Origin of the sequence: Minwuia thermotolerans, assembly GCF_002924445.1 — a bacterium.
Taxonomy (GTDB): Bacteria; Pseudomonadota; Alphaproteobacteria; order Minwuiales; family Minwuiaceae; genus Minwuia; species Minwuia thermotolerans.
The window spans coordinates 1-16,005 of record NZ_PIGG01000064.1; the positions used below are offsets into that span (position 1 = coordinate 1).

Consider the following 16,005-nt stretch of genomic DNA (forward strand, 5'->3'; position numbering starts at 1 on the left):
TCGTGCAGCGCCTTGCGCCCAAGGTCTGTCAAAGCCAGCGCCGCTCTGAAGCGCCCGTGCATGGCCTGATCAATGGCGCTGGTCCGAAGCGCGTTGGAACCGGCGCCTGGGGGATTTCCCTGGGGAATTCGCTGCTCCTGGCGCGCGGTTCCCTGCATTCGGTGTCGGATTCCCTGCTCGCCGGTTCCGGCTCCCTGTTCCGGGACGCCAATTCCCTGTTCCTGGTCACAGGGAAATCGCGCGAAAAGGAACCGGATTTCAGGGGGTTGCGGCAACCGAAAGCGCCCCGCCGGGGCCGAAAAAGACGAAATTTCCCTGTTCTTCCCTGTAAACAGGGTAGCGATGCACGAGAGCCGTACCGTGGAGACTGCCGACGCCACCACCCCGTCTCCCGCGAACCCACGACCACACCACGCCCCGGCGGAGACCGGCGGCGCTACGCCGTCTTCGGGATCGGCCCGTAGGTCAGGCGGAAGCCGGCCACCGCGGCGACCAGCAGCGCGGCCTGCATCAGCGCCAGCGGCAGCATGGTGCCGTCGTTCAGGAAACCGACGACGACAATCACGCCTGCAGCGGTCAGCATCTGGGAGGCGCCGAGCAGCGCTGCGCCCGATCCGGCGCGGCCCGGCGCCTCGATCACCACGCCGGCGGCGGTGAACGGCGCCATGCCGCCGACCAGCGCGACGATCAGGAATTCCAGCGCCAGATAGGCGTACTGGTGCAGCAGCCCCGTCTGATAGAGCGCGATCTGCACCAGCAGCGGAACGATCGAGGCGATGACGAAATAGTGCGCGCCCTGGGGCACGCCGATCGACGCCGCCAGCCGGCGGGCGATCATCAGCCCGGTCAGGAAGCCGGCCATCACCACGCCGACGCTGATGCCGACGCCGAGTGGCCCGGCCTGGCCGTTCGCCAGGTCGATGAACGGTGCGTTGGCGACGAAGGTGTAGGTCGCGCCATAGGCGCAGCAATGCGTTATCAGGTAGGCGAAATAGCGCCCGTGCACGAACAGGCCGGTATAGGTCCGGGCCATGCGAATCGGGTTCAGCCCGGTCGTCATCCGCTCCTGCAACGTCTCGCGGAAGCTCGAGACCACCCAGACACAGGCGATGCCGGCGACCAGCAGCCCGGCGAGAATCGCGGCCCGCCAGCCGCCATGGGGCATCAGCGCCTCGCCGATCAACGGGCCGCAGATCATCATCGAGCCGTTGGCGATGAAAAGCGGCGCCATCATCCGGGCGGTCTGGCGGTCATCGGTCGCTATGTCGCGCACCACCGCCCGGGCCAGCACGTAGCCGGCGCTGGCGCCGGCGCCCTGGACGACGCGGCCGGCGATCAGCGTTTCGATGCCGGGGGCGAGCGCCGCCAGCACGGAGCCGGCGCCGAACAGCACCAGGCCACCGATCAGCACCGGCCGCCGGCCGAAAGCGTCGGAGAGCGGCCCCATCAGCAACTGGCAGAGGCCGAACGCCATGGCGAAGCCCGAGATCGCGAGCTGGGCGGTGACGTCGGGCGTGCCGAACTCGCGGGCGATGCCGGGCAGACTTGGCACCAGCAGCGAGGTCGACAGGTCGCCGACTGCGAACAGCAGCATCAGGAGCGGCAGGATCCGCGGTGTCACTGCCCGCTCGCCGGTTGCCGTCATCGCGCTATTCCTCCCCCTCGCGCCGGTCGTCCCCCGACAGATAGCGCCCTTGTTCCGGAAATCGATCAGTCCCCGACCGGTTGGCGATCGTGCGGGCAGTCCGCCGTTCGGGAAAGCATGTCTTCCCTGGACGCTTGCCGAGGTTCCCCGATTGCGGCTCCGATGTCCCTGTCAGGGGCGGGCACTCTCATCAGACCGCCGAGGGCGCGGTGAGCGCCGCCGCCGCTTCAATCGATTTCGAGTTGATAGTGCTCGACCACCTCCGGCGCGACGATGCCGGCATGCAGGGCGAGCAGGATGAGTCGGGCGTCCGGGCCCGTGCCGGCGCCGACCGCCGCTGCGATGCGGTCTTCGACGCCCGCCGCGGCGCCGGCGCCGTTGTCTTCGGCGAACACGCCCCGACCGTGCATCAGATAGCCGAACAGCTCGGCCGCATGTGCGCATGACGCTTCGTCCGGGCCGTCTTTGCTCCGGGTCGTCTCGAGCTGGCGTATCGTGGCGAGCTTCACCGCGCCCGGCACCAGGCGCGGGTGCACGCCGACGGCGCGCAGGGCGCTATCAAGTCTTTGGACCGGACGCGAGGCGCCGAACAGTTCCAGGAACCCGAGCATTGCCAGTATCCTACCGGCACGGCGTGATGGTGGAAAGGCGGGCCGGAACCGGACGGTACAACGATGGCCCCTTCAGGCCGGTTCGGCGACGAACACCGGGATCAGCCGCGAGGTCTTCGCCTGGTACTCGGCATAGGGCGGGAAGGCCTCCACACCGGCACTCCACAGCCGGTCGCGTTCCGGCCCTTCGGGCACTTCTCGCACGCGCATCGGGAACACTTCGGTGCGGTCGCGGATCTCGACATCCGGATGGGCCCGGAGATTGTGGACCCAGACGGGATCCTTCGGCCGGCCGCCATAGGAGCCGATCAGCACGTAGCCGTCGCCGGCCTTGACCCGCATCAGCGGGATCTTCCGGATGGCGCCTGTCCTGTTGCCCCTGTGGGTGACGATGATGCAGGGCAGGCCGGAGTCGCGCAGCGTCGTCCCTTCGGTCCCACCGCTGCTCTCGTAGAGTTCGACCTGCTCCCGGACCCAGTCGATCGCGGGTGGTATGTATTTCGTCATGCAATCCTCCTTGTGCGGCGGGCAGCGTGGACCTTGCCCGGACGAAATGCCAGTCGCTCCCTTTCCGTACTGTCAGTCGCTCCCTTTCCGTACTGTCATTCGAATGGCAGTTATTGCGATTGAGAGTCATAGTCATTATTGATGTGGCTGCGCGAGCGGGTGCTGGCTGCTCGCGCGGTGTGTCCGGGGGTCAGCAATCGAGGTTCCGATGTTTCGCATCCTGATGATCGCATTGGCCGCTCTGGCCTTGGCGGGCGGCGCGGCCGCGGCGGCCGAGCGGCTGGGGCTGGAACTCAACAAGCTGGAGCCGCGCGACGGCGCCTGCCGCGCCTACATCGTCATCGAGAACGGGACCCCGACGGCCTTCGAGAGTCTGAAGCTGGACCTGGTGATGTTCGACAGGGAAGGGATCGTCGCCGAACGGCTGGCGCTGGAGGTTGCGCCGCTCCCGGCCGGCAAGACCAGCCTGAAGGTCTTCGACGTGGCGGGCCTGGCCTGCGGCCAGGTGGGGCGCGTGCTGCTCAACGAGGTGCTGGCCTGCGACGATGGTACGGGCGCGCGCGATGGATGCATGGATTTCGTCGAGACTTCGGCCCGCGGCGGCCTCGAATTCATCAAGTAGCTGCCGGCGGAGGGCAGGCATGGAGGCGTATTTCCGTTGAACCGGGAAGGCGAACAGGCAGGCGCGGTGCTGACGGGGCCGGCGGCGCCCGCGTCGGGCATGACACAGTTTCTCGAAACGCTGCAGGCCGGCGGGCCCGTGGTCGCCCTGCTGCTGGCCATGTCGGTGGCGGCGCTGGCGATCGTGCTCGCCAAGCTCTGGCAGTTCCGCGATCTGCGGTCCGGCGAGACGCCGCGCGCCCACCGCGCGCTGACTCTGTGGCAATCGGGCCGCAAGGGGGAGGCGCTGACTCTCCTGCAGAGCGCGCGCGGACCGCTCGCCGGGATTGTCGCCGCAGCGATGCAGGGCCTTCGGCGCGACCTGCCGGCCGGCGAGGTGCGGGAGGAAGCCATGCGCCGGGGCGGCGACGTGCTGGAGGCTTTCAGAAGCTGGCTCAGGCCGCTGGAGGTGATCGCCTCGCTGGCGCCGCTGCTGGGCCTGTTCGGCACCGTGCTCGGCATGATCGAGGCGTTCCGCCAGCTCGAGACCGCCGGCAACCAGGTCGATCCGTCGATATTGTCGGGCGGCATCTGGGAGGCTCTGCTGACCACCGCCGTGGGTCTCGCGGTCGCCATCCCCGCGGTCGTCGCGCTGAACTGGCTGGAACGGCGCGTCGAGCGTCTGGCCCACGAGTTGGACAGCGCGATCACCCGGCTGTTCACCCGCGAACTGTCCCCGGTTTCCGAACAGGAGGCGCGCCATGCCGGCGAAGGCTACCGCCCCGCCGTCGCTCACGGCGGCGATTAGCGGGCGACGCCGGCCGCTGATCAGCCTGACGCCCCTGATCGACGTCGTCTTCATCCTGCTTGTCTTCTTCATGCTGGCGTCGTCCTTCCTGGACTGGCGCGCCATCGACCTGACGCCGCCCGCGCGGGCCGGCGCGGGCACGCCGCTGGAAGGCGCGATGCTGGTCGATGTGCGGCCCGACGGTCTGCGGCTTTCGGGCGAACGGCTCGATCTGGAGACGCTGGCGGGGCGCGTCGAAGCGCGTCTCGCGAAAATGCCCGACCAGAGCGTGATCGTCCGTCCCGCGGCTGGCGTGTCGCTGCAGGACACGATCCGTGTCCTCGACCGTCTGGCCGTCGCCGGCGCGGCGAACCTCTCGCTCAACCGGGCGGGCGGGCGATGAGCCGTCTGCCGGCGCGAAACAGGGCGCGGCCGCGCAATGACGATGACCGGATCATGCCGCTGATCAACGTCGTCTTCCTGCTGCTGATCTTCTTCATGCTCGCAGGCCGTCTGACCGCCGCCGATCCGTTCGAGATCGCGCCGCCGGAATCGGCGAGCGGCGGCGACCCGGCCGCCGAGGAGATGCTGATCCTGGTCGCGGCGGACGGGCGGCTGGCGCTGGACGGTGCGATGGTGAGCGAGGCCGAACTGGCCGAACGACTGGGCCGCGAGCCGCGCCGGGTCCGGCTGAAGGCCGATGCCGACGCCGAGGCGGTGCGCGTCGTGCAGGTCATGGAAGTCCTGCGCGACGCCGGCGTCGGCAATCTGTACCTCCTCACGGTGCCGGCCGGACGATGACCGGAATCCGCCGCCCCACCTGGGTTCTGGCTCTGGCGGCCGCCCTGCTGATTCATGTCGGCGCGGCTGTTGTGCTTGTCTGGCAGCCCCCGACCTTGGGCGCGCAGAGCTACGGTGCGGCCGGCGTGGCGGTGGGTCTGGCGGCTGCAGGTGCGCCGCCCGGCGCCGATGCCGCGGGCGATCCTGCGCTTGCCGAGGCCGAGGCCGCCGCTGCCGAGAGCGCGAGAACGGCGGAAGCGGAGACGGCGCAGGAGGTCGCGGCGGCCGAGACCGAGACCGTGCGTTCGGCGGAAGCCGAGCCCGTGACGATGGAAACCGCGAAGGATGTCGTGGCGAAGGCGGTCCGGCCGGCAGCGGCGGCGCCTGTGACAGCGGAAGCGCCTGTGGAAGCGCCGCCAGCGGAGGTTCAGGCCCGGGAAGCGACGGCGGCGGCCGCGGAGACGACGCCCCAACAGGCCACTCAGACCGAAACGCGGTTGGCCGAACCGCTCCCTCCGGGCGCAGAATCTCTCACGGCCTCGCCATCCGAGCCCTCACTGGCTGCCGAGCCGGTGACCGTGGACGCTGCCGAAGCGGAAGTGGCTGAGGACGAACTCCCGGTACGCGAGGCGACGGAAGCGGCCGTTGCGGCCCCGCCGCCGCCGCCCGTACGGCCGGCCCGGACCGATCCGGAACCCCGGAGCACCAGACCGGAGCCACCGCGCGAAGACCGGGCGCCGCCGCCACCCTCGCCTCCGGCGTTATCGGCGCCCGAACGGACGGTCGAGCCTGTCGAGGTACCGGAAGGCGGAACCGAGATCGCCGCGGCGCCTGCGGCAACCGCGCCGCCCGGCGGCGGAGACGCCGGCAGACGGGCCGTCCCGCCGGGCTCGGGCGGCCGCGCCGGTTCCAAGGCCGAGTCCGAGACCGGCTACGGACCGGGCGCCGAGGGCGGCGGCTCGCCGGGAGAGCGCGCCGACTTCCTGGCGCAGCTGCAGGCCTGGCTGGAGCGGCACAAGGAGTATCCGCGCCGGGCACAGCGGCGACGGCAGGAGGGGACGGCGACGCTCTTCTTCGTCATGTCCCGCGACGGGCGGGTGCTGGACTTCCGGATCGAGGAGAGCTCCGGCCACGAGGCCCTGGACCGGGAGGTCCGCGCCATGATCGAACGCGCCCAGCCGCTGCCGGCGATTCCCGACTCGATGCGCCAGAGCCGGCTGGAACTGGTCGTTCCCATCGTTTTCTCCCTGCGCTGAGGCCCTTCCGGCCCCGGTCGGCAGGTCATGCAGGCCGCGCAGTTGTCCTGTCGCCCCGCGCGGCGCATGATGGCCGGCATGAAACGCACACCCAGACAACTGATGGAAACCTACCTTCTGGAGGTTGCCGCGAAGGGCCGGCTCGAACTCATCGAGGAACTGGCCCAGCCCGACATGGTCGACGAGGCCAACCAGGCGTTCGGCGGGCCGCCTGGCCGCGAGGGGCTGGTGGCGCACGTCGTGGGCTTCCGGCGCAATGTCGGCGAGCTTGAACTGGTCATCGAACGGATCGTCGCCGGCGACAACGAGGTGATGGCGTGGTGGTCCTTCAGCGGAAAGCATGTCGGGCCGTGGCTCGGCCGCGCGCCGACCGGCCGCGATATCTCCGGCGACGTGTTCAGCTTCTTCGATCTCGCAGATGACCGGATCAGCCGCTACCGGGTCTGGCTCTGCGCCGATTTCGACGAGCCGGTGGTGTTCGACTCCTCCCGCGCGGTCCCGTCGCCGACCTGAACCGGGCGATTTCACGCCGGGAAGCCGATGATCCGTCCGCCCACATCGCGGCAGAAGCGCTCCCGGGCGAGCCGGTATTCGAGACGTCTTCTTCTGACAGTCGTCGCCCTGCTTCTGCTCCCCGTCGTGCTGAGCGCGCTCTACCGTATCGTGCCGCCGCCGGGGACGCCTCTGATGGCGATACGCGCGCTGGAAGGCGAGGGGGCGACGCGCCGCTGGGTGGCGCTGGACGACCTGCCGGACCATGTGCCGCTGGCGGTGCTGGCGGCCGAGGACAACCGGTTCTGCGGGCACGCCGGCTTCGACTGGGAGGCCATCGGCGACGCCATCGACGAGGCCCGCGCCGGCCGCGGCCTGCGCGGCGCCAGCACGATCTCCATGCAACTCACCCGCAACCTGTTCCTGTGGCCGGGCGGCGGCTGGTTCCGCAAGGGGCTGGAGGCGCTCTGGACGCCGGCGGTGGAACTTTTCCTCGGCAAGCGGCGGATCATGGAGATCTATCTGAACGTGACTGAGACGGGCATCGGCACATTCGGGTTCGAGGCTGCCGCACAGCGCTATCATGGCAAGGGAGCCGCCGCCCTGTCGGCGCGGGAGGCCGCCGCCATCGCTGCAATCCTGCCCAATCCGCGCGGCTGGAGTCCCGGACAGGGCCACGCGGGCGGGCGCGTGCCCGTGCTGCTCCGCCGCATGCGCGACATCGCCCCCCTCGCCGCGTGCATCGAATGAACGGGCTGACTCGCCAGTGACCGCTGTCCTGCGATTTCCGCGACTCAGCCTCACGGCCAGTTGAAAAGCCGCGCCCTTTCCCCAACTCCACGAACGCCACGGTTGCCGTGAGCCGCCATTTCGACGGCCACGGGCGATCTGTCGGCATTCGAACAGCGCGGCCCCGAAGAAGGGCCTGTCGGCGGCCGTCGCAAACGGGCCGCCGACCCGGGACTGCAGAGTTGAATCGAGGGGCAAGAAAGGAGGTTGGAAATGGAAGAACTACGCGACCCGTATCCCTCGCGCCGCATTTCGAAGCCCTATGTCGCGCCCCGCACCGAACCGGTGATTCATGCGCATGACGCGGCTCGCCGGACCGGCCCTCTCGACGATGCGCAACTCGACCGCTTCGAGCGGGACGGGTTCCTGTTTATTCCCGAACTGTTTCCTGCGAACGACGTCAGGGCGCTGCGGGCGCGGCTGGACCGGCTGTGCCGGGAGGGCCGTGATTCGGAGGCCGAGGAGATCATCCGGGAGCCGGAGAACGACGAGGTCCGCTCGATCTTCGCCGTTCATGAGTCCGATGACCTCTTCGCGCGGCTTGCCGACGATCCGCGGCTGGCCGACGCCGCGCGCCAGATCCTCGGCAGCGACGTCTATGTCCACCAGTCCCGCATCAACTACAAGCCGGCCTTCGCCGGTACGGGGTTCTTCTGGCACTCCGATTTCGAGACCTGGCACTGCGAGGACGGGATGCCCCGGATGCGCGCGGTCAGCATGTCGATCCTGCTGACCGACAACACACCGCACAACGGCCCGCTGATGCTGATACCCGGCTCGCACCGACACTTCGTCGGTTGCGTGGGCGAGACGCCGGAGGATAATCACAGGACGTCGCTGCGGCGGCAGGTGATCGGCACGCCGGACACGGAAAGCCTGAAATGGCTGGCGGAGCGCGGCGGCATATCCGCGCCTCTGGGCCCGTGCGGCTCGGTGCTGATCTTCGACTGCAACACCATCCACGGATCGGCCGACAACATTTCGCCCGATCCGCGCAGCAATGTCTTCATGGTGTTCAACAGTGTCGAGAACCGGCTCCGCGCGCCATACGCCGCGCCCGCGCCGCGGCCCTGGTATCTGGCGTCCCGGCCCCGCAACGACGAAGCGGCGGCCCAGGCTGCCTAGATCGTTCCATTGCTTGATGGAATCTACCCTCCGATTTCTCCCCCTTGTGGGGGAGGTGGCTGCACGGCAGCCGGAGGGGGTAGGCCGAAGGTCATTTCGGATTCGCCGTTTCACCCCCTCCCCGACCCTGCCCCATCAAGGGGGAGGGAGAACGATGCGATCAGAAGCTGGAATGTTCTAGGACGGGAATCCCGCGGTTTCATTCCCGGCGCCGCGCAGCGGTGACGGCCAGGCAGACGGCGCCGGCAAGCATGCCCGCCACGGCCACGGCGATGGCGAGACCGTAGCCGCCGGTGAGGTCGAACAACAGCCCGGCCATGGTCGGCCCCAGCAGCACGCCGAGACCGGCGCCCGAGTAGTTGACGCCCAGGATCGAACCCAGATGCCGCACGCCGAAGACATCGGCGACAATCGCCGGCATCAGCGGTGCGAAGCCGCCATAGAGCGTGCCGAAAACGGCGGCGAACAGGGCCAGGGTCCAGACCTCCCGGGCGAAGTGCCAGAAGGCGAGCATCACGGCGAGCCCGATATAGACGCCGATCAGGGTTTTCAGCCGGCCCAGCCGGTCGGCCACGACACCCACCAGGAAGCGCCCCGCGATGCTGGAGACGCCGATCACGCCGAGCAGCCATGCGCCGGTCGCTTCGTCCATGCCATGGTCCAGCACGTAGGGAACCATGTGCACCAGCGGCACGAACAGCGAGAAGGAAATGAACATGCCCGCCGCGCCGAGCAGCCAGAATTCGCCTGCGCCCAGGGCTTCGCGCAGGGTCGCGGCAGGTCCTGCCGGGGCCGCGGGGTCCGGTGGCGGGCCGCCGTCGGGATTGAGCCCGCGCTTCTCGGGCGAATGGCGCAGCGCCAGCATCGCCAGGCCGCCGATCGCCGCGACCGCCAGAGCCAGCGTGGTCATCGCCCCGCGCCAGCCCTGCAGTTCGATCAGCCAGTTCGCCACCGGCGGCGTCACCAGCGTGCCTGCGCCGATGCCCATGACCGCCAGTCCTGACGCCAGGCCGCGGCGGCGCACGAACCAGCGTTGCACGGCGCTGATCGCCGGAATGTAGATGCAGCCCGTGCCAACGCCGACGCCGAGGCCATAGGCCAGATAGACGTGCCAGAGCTCGGTCGCCCGCGAGGCCGCCAGCAGGCCGCAGGCGATCAGGATCATGCCGGTCGACGCGACTGCGGCCGGACCCAGCCGGTCGGCCAGCGGGCCGCTGGCGGCGCCGAGACTGAACAGCAGGCAGCCTGCGATGGCGGACACCAGCGCCACGTCCGAGCGGCTGGCCTGGAATGCGGTTTCGATGGCGGGAAAGAAGGGGCCGAAGGAATAGGCGATGCCGAAGGCGAAGAAGGTGCCGACGAAGGCCGCGCCGACCACGATCCAGCCATAGAAGAATTTCGCTTGCCCGGCGGTCATGAACGCCCAGCGCCTCCCCCCGCTTGCGCCGCCGCGTTCTTCGCCGCGGTCGCGCCATCGGACGGATCATGCACGTCGGGCAGGCGGACCGGAAGACGTTGGCGCGGGCAGCAGGCATGCCGGCGCCCGGCCCCGTGTCCATCGGCCCATGCGCGGCTTCTTCCCGCCCCTGTGACAATGCCGCTGCCGGCCTGTTCGGGTCTTGCAACGCGTCGGCGCATTCTCATCTTCCGGGCCAACGAAGAACCAGGGCGCCGGTCAACGGCGCGATGCTGACGCCTTGCCGCCAGCGATCCCCCGCGACCGCCGCCGCAACGAAGCGGAGGAATGAACCATGACCAATCGCAAGGGTTATCTGGGCATCTGCTGCGCCGCAGCGCTGCTGGCCGCGCCGGCGGCTGCGGCCGACAACAGCGCGCCCCTCGGTGAAGACGAGGAATGGATCAGCCTCACAGGGACCGTGGAATCGGTCGAGGACGACGATTTCGTCATGGTCTATCGCGGAGGCGGAATCGCCGTCGAGATGGACGAGCATGAGGTGGACGCGGAGAACTGGCTCAGGGTCGGTGACCGCGTGACCGTATCGGGGGAAGTCGACGAAGACTTCTACGACCGCCGTTCGATCGAGGCGGATTCGGTCTATGTCCCCCGACTCAACGAGTATTTCTATGCCGATCGTGAGGACGGTCTCCGTCATGACCACGCCGTGGGCGCCCATACCGCGGCGGGCCTCGACAGGATCGCCACCGCCTCGGATGACGAGTTCCTGTCGGTTACGGGACGGGTCGTGGCGATATCCGGCAATGAACTCATGGTCGACGTCGGCGGACGGGCCGTGAATGTCGACGGGGGCGATCTGGACCGCCCGGCGATCGATGAGGATGTCGATGTCGGCGACCTCGTTTCCGTGTCCGGTGAGATGGATGCCGCGGGGCTGTTCAATACCGAGCCCGACATCGACGCGGATTCCATAACCGTGCTCCGGCACGCCGGGTAACGGACCCGCGCCGGTCGCAAGCACGCGTTCACCGCCAGATCACGGAGGAACGAATGAACGGCGCCATCGAAACCATGGTCGAACGCCAGATTGCCGCGCGCGGGGTCCGTGACGAACAGGTTCTGCGGGCCTTCCACGCCGTGCCGAGGCAGATGTTCGTGTCGGAGGAGATGACTGAATTCGCCTACGAGGACTCGCCGCTGCCGATCGGGGAAGAGCAGACGATATCTCAGCCCTTCATCGTCGCCTTGATGACCGAGGCCCTGGGTCTTGAGGGCGGCGAGCGCGTTCTCGAGGTCGGCACGGGTTCGGGTTACGCGGCGGCCATACTCGCGGAGATCGCCGGCGAGGTCGTCACCATCGAGCGCTTCGAGAGCCTCGCGGAAACGGCCCGCCTCCGATTGGCTGAGGCCGGCTATGACAATGTCACCGTCATCGCCGGCGATGGCACGAAGGGCCATGCCGCGCGGGCGCCCTACGACGCGATCGTGGTCGCCGCCGGTGGCCCCGACGTGCCGCAGTCGCTGCGGCGGCAGCTGAAGGTGGGCGGCCGGCTGGTCATCCCTGTCGGCGGTGCGATGGACGTCCAGAGGTTGAAGCGGATCACGCGAACCGGCGAGGACGGTTACGAGGAAGAGGATCTGGGCGGCGTCCGGTTCGTGCCGCTGGTGGGCAGCGAAGGCTGGGATCCGTCGCCCGGTCCGCCGCAGGACGGACGCAGCATCACCCGGGTGATCGGCGACGAAGCCGAACCGATCGATGACATCGACAGCGTCCGTCTGGATGGTCTTCTGGACCGCATCGGCGACGCGCGCGTTGTCCTGATCGGCGAGGCCTCCCACGGCACCTCCGAATTCTACCGCATGCGGGCGCGCATCACCCGGGAACTGATCGAGAAGAAGGGGTTTTCCTTCGTGGCCGCCGAAGCCGACTGGCCCGACGCGGCCCGTATCGACGACTGGGTCCGCCATCGCGAACGCGCCGCCGACTGGACCGCGTTCGCCCGCTTTCCGACCTGGATGTGGCGCAATGCCGAAACCCGGGAGTTCGTCGACTGGCTGCGCGCGCGCAACGCTGATCGGCCCGAGACGGACCGTGCAGGTTTCTACGGTCTCGACCTCTACAGCATGTACGGCTCGATCGACGCCGTGCTGAGATATCTCGATGAGACCGATCCGGCGGCGGCGCGCGTGGCGCGCAACCGGTATGGCTGCCTGACCCCCTGGCAGCACGAACCGCAGGCCTATGGCCTCGCCGCCGCCAGCCAGTCCTTCGAGGGCTGCCGGGACGAGGCCGCGAAGATGCTGCGCGACCTGCTGGAGAGGCGGATCGAAGACGGCCTGACGGAGGAATCAGCGTTGTTTGACGCGCAGCAGAACGCCCGGCTGATCGCCAATGCCGAGGCCTATTACCGGGGCATGTACGCCGGTCCCGACAAGTCGTGGAACCAGCGCGACAGCCACATGTTCGAGACGCTCGAACAGCTCCTCGACTTCCATGGACCCGGCGCGCGCGCCGTGATCTGGGCGCACAACTCCCACGTGGGGGACGCTTCCGCGACGGAGATGTCGGCGCGCGGCGAATACAATATCGGCGAGCTCTGCCGCGATGCCTACGGTCTCGGCGCGTTCAGCATCGGCTTCGGCACCCACAGCGGGACGGTGGCGGCGGCCGACGACTGGGGCGAGGCGATGCAGGTCATGGATGTCCGCCCGGGCCGCGAGGACAGCTACGAGGGCCTGTTCCATGCCGCCGGTCCGGAGGCCTTCCTGCTGCCGCTCCGCTATGGCGGCGAGACCCTGCGCGAACAACTCGGCGAGGCCCGGTTGCAGCGCGCCATCGGTGTGATCTACCGCCCGCGCACGGAACGGGCGAGCCACTACTTTCAGGCCATCCTGCCGGCGCAGTTCGACGAATACATCTGGTTCGGAACGACGCGCGCGGTCCGGCCGCTGGAAACGAAGGAACTCGAGGGCGTCCCGGAGACCTATCCCTTCGGCGTCTGAGCTGCCGCCAGGCCGGCCGCCACCCTGCGGCCCAGATGCCGGTGCAGCAGGTTGATCAGCGCAAAGCCGCCCTGCAGCACCGCCCCGAAACACAGCACGCCGATCCCGAACAGCACCAGCTTGTCGCCCAGATGCGGCATGCGGTCGGCGAATTGCAGGATAACCGCGATGCCCTCGTGAACGCCGATGGCGGCGCCGGTGCTCGACGACATCACCAGCACGAAGAAGACCCGGGTCACGTTGGGAAGAAAGAGCAGCGCCCCCAGCCGCGATCCGGCTCTGAACCGGCGCAATGCCTCGACACCGTTGTCGGCGATGTAGGCGGCCGAATAGGGCACCAGGGAAAGCGCTACCGTCATGACGCCCGACGGCGAGACGTTCACCCCGAACAGCACCGCTTCGCGCGGGATGGCGTTCAGCAGGAAGAACATCACGACGAATGTCGGCGCCGCCCGCATCACGCCCAGCAGCAGGATCGCCGGCGCACGCACGGCCCCCGGTCCCAGCCGCGCCAGCGCCAGGAGCAGGCCCAGCCCCAGGCCGACGGCGAGCGCGATGGCCGCGATCTCGAAATTCACGGTCATGCCCGAGAGGAAACGGGGCAGGAATTCGTCCATGATCGTTTCGAGCTGGATCATGCCGCCGCCTGCCGCCGCTCGAGCCAGAGGCGCAGCCGCCCGCAGCCCCACATCACGGCCATCACCACCAGAATGTAGAAGATCAGCAGCAGGCCATAGGTGGTCGCCCGGCCGCTGGCGAAGGAGGTGATGTCGGTCAGCGCGCTCAGCAGTTCCGGCGCGCCGACGAAGGCGGCGATGGGCGTTCCCTTGGTCGCGTTCACCAGGAAGGAGACGATCTGTGTCGCCGAGAGTGCCACGGCGCGCTGGAACAGGCCGCCGTCCGCCGCGCCTTCGGCGCGCAGCGTGCGCATGGCCTCGGAAATCGCCTGCCCCGCATTGCAGCCGTTGGCGAGGCCGAGTGCGACGATGGTGGCGCAGAGGGCCACCGCGGTGGAGTAGGCGAACAGTGCGTGCGCCAGGGTCGCCATGATCACCAGGGTGAGCACGATGGGCGAGGACTGCAGCACCATGGTGAGCGCGCGCGCGGCCCAGCGGAGCGGCGCGGCGCGGGCGGTGAACATGGCGCCTATGAGCAGCGCGAATGTCATCGTCGCGGCCAGCGCGCCGGCGACGAGCATCAGGGAGTTGACCACGCCCGACCAGAACAGGGTCCAGGCGGGCTTCGTCTTCAGCATGGCGAGGCTGAGCGCGACGCCCGTGCGGTCCTTCATCCACGCCTCGAAGGCTTCGACACGTGCGGCGAACTCCGTCGGCTCGATCGCCGCGTCCAGTGCCGGCAGCACGCAGGCGGGGTCGTCATTGCCCCCGGCGCGATTGCAGGCGGCGCTGCTCCAGATCGCCTGCTGCGCCTCCAGAAAGACGGTACGGATCCGGTTCTCCTGCGCCAGCCGCAGAAAGACGCCGTCGCGGTGGAAGATCTGACTGACCAGGTCGAGGGCGTCGCCCAGCCGCTGGCTGCCGGTGCGGGCGACCGCCATGCCCCAGGGCACCTGAGCAAATCCGAATTTGACATCGTAGCGCGCGGCGAATGCCGGCTGGGCGAAGTAGTACGCGAAGAAGCTGTCGTCCTGGGCGGCGAGCGCACAGGTGCCGTCCTGCAGCCGCTCGGGCAGGGCGCCTGCGTTGTCGAACAACATCAGCCGCGCGCCCTGCGAAACCATGTTCTGGTTGGAGCCGTTGCCGATGGTCACGCAGATGCTGCGGCCCGCGATGTCGGACCAGTCCTCCACCTCCAGTTCGCGCGGACCGACAAGGATGGTTTCCGAACGGTAGTAGTGCGGGCGGATGAAGCGAACCTGGCCGTCGCGCGGCGTGTTGTGGCCCATGGTGGCGATGATCAGGTCGATCCGGTCCTCCGCCAGCATTGGGATGCGGTTGGCGGCATTCACCCTGGCGTAGTCGACACCGACGCCGAGCCGGGCGGCGATGGCGCGGCCGACGTCGACGTCGTAGCCGCTGTATTCACCGCCGGTCATTTCGCCGAACAGCGGATAGTGATGCCGCACACCGAGGCGGATCTCGCCGTCGCAGACAATGCGGACAAGGGAATCGGCCGCCGGGGCGGCGCAGGCGCCGGGCCGGGCGGCTTCCGCGCGGGCATCGGAAAGCAGGGTCTCCAGGGCCGCGTCCGGCCGCTGGTCCGCCGCCGCGGTCCCGCCCGCCGTCCAGAGCAGCAGAAGCAGGGCGGTCAGACCGCCGATGAACGGGAACCGCCGGCTAGCCATCGGCGCCCAGATCCCCGGGCCGCGCGATCTCAACCACCAGCATTTCGCCGAAGACATAGGGGCCGTAGCGGAAGATCGTGCGGCCTTCTTCGCGGGCGAGGACCGTCGCCGTCATCCGGGCCAGCTTGTCCTCGGTGATATGGACCAGGGTGGTCAGCGCCGGGCGCATCGCCAAGCCGGCGCTCTCCGCCTGGGCCCTCGTGGTCGCCAGCCCCGAGAAGGCGTTGTGGGTCAGCAGTGCCCGGCCGCCGGGGGCAAGATGTTCGCTCAGTCCCGAGACGAACACCTCGAGATAGCGCCGGCCGTCCGCGCCGCCGGAACTCCAGCTCGGCCGCCGTCCGCCATATTCCGCCGGCGGCATGGGAAAGTGAGGCAGGTTGGCCACGATCAGACCGAAGCGCCGGCCGGCGACCGGCCCCCACATGTCGCCACGATGCAGGGTCGACACCTCTGCCAGCCCGAGATCGCGGAGCAGGGCGGCGCCCGATTCGACCGCTTCCGCCTCGATGTCCACGCCGCACAGCGCCCCGGCGCCCATGGCGCCGAGGGCGGCCAGCACGACGCCGCTGCCGAAACCGATCTCCAGGGCGTCCGCGCCTTCCACGGCGTGCCGGCGCTGGCGCAGCGCCTGGATCAGAGCCGCGGTGTACTCGCTGGGACGCAATGCGGGGTTCGCTGACAAATGATC

The 16,005-nt window shown here is 69.0% G+C and carries 17 protein-coding genes; 10 read left to right on the forward strand and 7 right to left on the reverse strand.

What is annotated here, in order from left to right; genetic code table 11:
- Positions 1-436: 436 nt before the first annotated feature.
- From CWC60_RS17115 to CWC60_RS17125, 3 genes are all read right to left on the reverse strand, one after another.
- Positions 437-1,645 carry an MFS transporter gene (locus CWC60_RS17115; RefSeq protein WP_109795139.1) on the reverse strand — a complete coding sequence of 403 codons (1,209 nt, stop codon included), beginning with the start codon at positions 1,643-1,645 and terminating at the stop codon, positions 437-439.
- A 227-nt stretch (positions 1,646-1,872) separates the two neighbouring features.
- On the reverse strand, positions 1,873-2,256 hold the full coding sequence (locus CWC60_RS23725) for a hypothetical protein (protein WP_109795140.1): 384 nt from the start codon (positions 2,254-2,256) through the stop codon (positions 1,873-1,875).
- 72 nt (positions 2,257-2,328) lie between these two features.
- A complete protein-coding gene (locus CWC60_RS17125) occupies positions 2,329-2,763 on the reverse strand; it encodes a nitroreductase family deazaflavin-dependent oxidoreductase (RefSeq protein ID WP_109795141.1) in 435 nt (144 codons plus the stop codon).
- Between the two features lie 208 nt (positions 2,764-2,971).
- On the opposite strand from CWC60_RS17125, the gene CWC60_RS17130 reads away from it, so the two are divergent.
- The 8 genes from CWC60_RS17130 (at position 2,972) to thpD (ending at position 8,592) form a co-directional block, all read left to right on the forward strand.
- Positions 2,972-3,385 carry a Tat pathway signal sequence domain protein gene (locus CWC60_RS17130; RefSeq protein ID WP_109795142.1) on the forward strand — a complete coding sequence of 138 codons (414 nt, stop codon included), beginning with the start codon at positions 2,972-2,974 and terminating at the stop codon, positions 3,383-3,385.
- A 36-nt stretch (positions 3,386-3,421) separates the two neighbouring features.
- On the forward strand, positions 3,422-4,171 hold the full coding sequence (locus tag CWC60_RS17135) for a MotA/TolQ/ExbB proton channel family protein (RefSeq protein WP_206419994.1): 750 nt from the start codon (positions 3,422-3,424) through the stop codon (positions 4,169-4,171).
- The gene (locus CWC60_RS17140; RefSeq protein ID WP_109795143.1) at positions 4,125-4,553 is read left to right on the forward strand and encodes an ExbD/TolR family protein; all 429 of its coding nucleotides are present in this window, start codon (positions 4,125-4,127) and stop codon (positions 4,551-4,553) included. Before CWC60_RS17135 ends, CWC60_RS17140 begins: the two co-directional genes overlap by 47 nt.
- Complete coding sequence (locus CWC60_RS17145; RefSeq protein ID WP_109795144.1) at positions 4,550-4,951, forward strand: ExbD/TolR family protein; 402 nt, start codon at positions 4,550-4,552, stop codon at positions 4,949-4,951. Before CWC60_RS17140 ends, CWC60_RS17145 begins: the two co-directional genes overlap by 4 nt.
- A complete protein-coding gene (locus CWC60_RS17150; protein WP_109795145.1) occupies positions 4,948-6,186 on the forward strand; it encodes an energy transducer TonB in 1,239 nt (412 codons plus the stop codon). The genes CWC60_RS17145 and CWC60_RS17150 overlap by 4 nt, the downstream gene beginning before the upstream one ends.
- 27 nt (positions 6,187-6,213) lie before the next feature.
- The gene (locus tag CWC60_RS17155; protein WP_109795146.1) at positions 6,214-6,699 is read left to right on the forward strand and encodes an ester cyclase; all 486 of its coding nucleotides are present in this window, start codon (positions 6,214-6,216) and stop codon (positions 6,697-6,699) included.
- Positions 6,700-6,726: 27 nt separating this feature from the next.
- Positions 6,727-7,428: a monofunctional biosynthetic peptidoglycan transglycosylase gene (gene mtgA, locus CWC60_RS17160; RefSeq protein ID WP_109795147.1), complete on the forward strand. Its 702-nt coding sequence runs from the start codon at positions 6,727-6,729 to the stop codon at positions 7,426-7,428.
- Positions 7,429-7,680: 252 nt separating this feature from the next.
- Positions 7,681-8,592 carry an ectoine hydroxylase gene (gene thpD, locus CWC60_RS17165; RefSeq protein WP_109795148.1) on the forward strand — a complete coding sequence of 304 codons (912 nt, stop codon included), beginning with the start codon at positions 7,681-7,683 and terminating at the stop codon, positions 8,590-8,592.
- 199 nt (positions 8,593-8,791) lie between these two features.
- On the opposite strand, the gene CWC60_RS17170 is transcribed toward thpD, so the two are convergent.
- Entirely contained in the window at positions 8,792-10,009 is a 1,218-nt protein-coding gene (locus CWC60_RS17170; protein ID WP_109795149.1) for an MCT family MFS transporter, read from the reverse strand.
- Between the two features lie 334 nt (positions 10,010-10,343).
- Here CWC60_RS17170 and CWC60_RS17175 point away from each other — a divergent pair, with 334 nt between their 5' ends.
- Together CWC60_RS17175 and CWC60_RS17180 are read left to right on the forward strand one after the other, a co-directional pair.
- A complete protein-coding gene (locus CWC60_RS17175) occupies positions 10,344-11,006 on the forward strand; it encodes a hypothetical protein (RefSeq protein ID WP_109795150.1) in 663 nt (220 codons plus the stop codon).
- Positions 11,007-11,059: 53 nt separating this feature from the next.
- The gene (locus CWC60_RS17180) at positions 11,060-13,012 is read left to right on the forward strand and encodes a protein-L-isoaspartate(D-aspartate) O-methyltransferase (protein WP_109795151.1); all 1,953 of its coding nucleotides are present in this window, start codon (positions 11,060-11,062) and stop codon (positions 13,010-13,012) included.
- On the opposite strand, the gene CWC60_RS17185 is transcribed toward CWC60_RS17180, so the two are convergent.
- The 3 genes from CWC60_RS17185 to CWC60_RS17195 are packed head-to-tail and all read right to left on the reverse strand — an operon-like array spanning position 12,994 to position 15,999.
- Positions 12,994-13,650 carry a hypothetical protein gene (locus CWC60_RS17185; protein ID WP_109796436.1) on the reverse strand — a complete coding sequence of 219 codons (657 nt, stop codon included), beginning with the start codon at positions 13,648-13,650 and terminating at the stop codon, positions 12,994-12,996. The two genes, CWC60_RS17180 and CWC60_RS17185, sit on opposite strands and share 19 nt — an antisense overlap.
- Entirely contained in the window at positions 13,647-15,317 is a 1,671-nt protein-coding gene (locus CWC60_RS17190; RefSeq protein WP_164516611.1) for a transporter substrate-binding domain-containing protein, read from the reverse strand. Before CWC60_RS17190 ends, CWC60_RS17185 begins: the two co-directional genes overlap by 4 nt.
- Entirely contained in the window at positions 15,310-15,999 is a 690-nt protein-coding gene (locus CWC60_RS17195; RefSeq protein WP_125182817.1) for a class I SAM-dependent methyltransferase, read from the reverse strand. The genes CWC60_RS17190 and CWC60_RS17195 overlap by 8 nt, the downstream gene beginning before the upstream one ends.
- Positions 16,000-16,005 lie beyond the last annotated feature (6 nt).

Excerpts from the sequence above, each read along its gene's own strand:
- CWC60_RS17140 (WP_109795143.1), top strand. The coding sequence starts at position 4,125 with ATGCCGGCGAAGGCTACCGCCCCGCCGTCGCTCACGGCGGCGATTAGC.
- thpD (WP_109795148.1), top strand. The coding sequence starts at position 7,681 with ATGGAAGAACTACGCGACCCGTATCCCTCGCGCCGCATTTCGAAGCCC.
- CWC60_RS17170 (WP_109795149.1), bottom strand. The coding sequence starts at position 10,009 with ATGACCGCCGGGCAAGCGAAATTCTTCTATGGCTGGATCGTGGTCGGC.
- CWC60_RS23725 (WP_109795140.1), bottom strand. The coding sequence starts at position 2,256 with ATGCTCGGGTTCCTGGAACTGTTCGGCGCCTCGCGTCCGGTCCAAAGA.
- CWC60_RS17115 (WP_109795139.1), bottom strand. The coding sequence starts at position 1,645 with ATGACGGCAACCGGCGAGCGGGCAGTGACACCGCGGATCCTGCCGCTC.
- mtgA (WP_109795147.1), top strand. The coding sequence starts at position 6,727 with ATGATCCGTCCGCCCACATCGCGGCAGAAGCGCTCCCGGGCGAGCCGG.
- CWC60_RS17185 (WP_109796436.1), bottom strand. The coding sequence starts at position 13,650 with ATGATCCAGCTCGAAACGATCATGGACGAATTCCTGCCCCGTTTCCTC.
- CWC60_RS17180 (WP_109795151.1), top strand. The coding sequence starts at position 11,060 with ATGAACGGCGCCATCGAAACCATGGTCGAACGCCAGATTGCCGCGCGC.
- CWC60_RS17175 (WP_109795150.1), top strand. The coding sequence starts at position 10,344 with ATGACCAATCGCAAGGGTTATCTGGGCATCTGCTGCGCCGCAGCGCTG.
- CWC60_RS17125 (WP_109795141.1), bottom strand. The coding sequence starts at position 2,763 with ATGACGAAATACATACCACCCGCGATCGACTGGGTCCGGGAGCAGGTC.
- CWC60_RS17190 (WP_164516611.1), bottom strand. The coding sequence starts at position 15,317 with ATGGCTAGCCGGCGGTTCCCGTTCATCGGCGGTCTGACCGCCCTGCTT.
- CWC60_RS17155 (WP_109795146.1), top strand. The coding sequence starts at position 6,214 with ATGCAGGCCGCGCAGTTGTCCTGTCGCCCCGCGCGGCGCATGATGGCC.
- CWC60_RS17130 (WP_109795142.1), top strand. The coding sequence starts at position 2,972 with ATGTTTCGCATCCTGATGATCGCATTGGCCGCTCTGGCCTTGGCGGGC.
- CWC60_RS17145 (WP_109795144.1), top strand. The coding sequence starts at position 4,550 with ATGAGCCGTCTGCCGGCGCGAAACAGGGCGCGGCCGCGCAATGACGAT.
- CWC60_RS17150 (WP_109795145.1), top strand. The coding sequence starts at position 4,948 with ATGACCGGAATCCGCCGCCCCACCTGGGTTCTGGCTCTGGCGGCCGCC.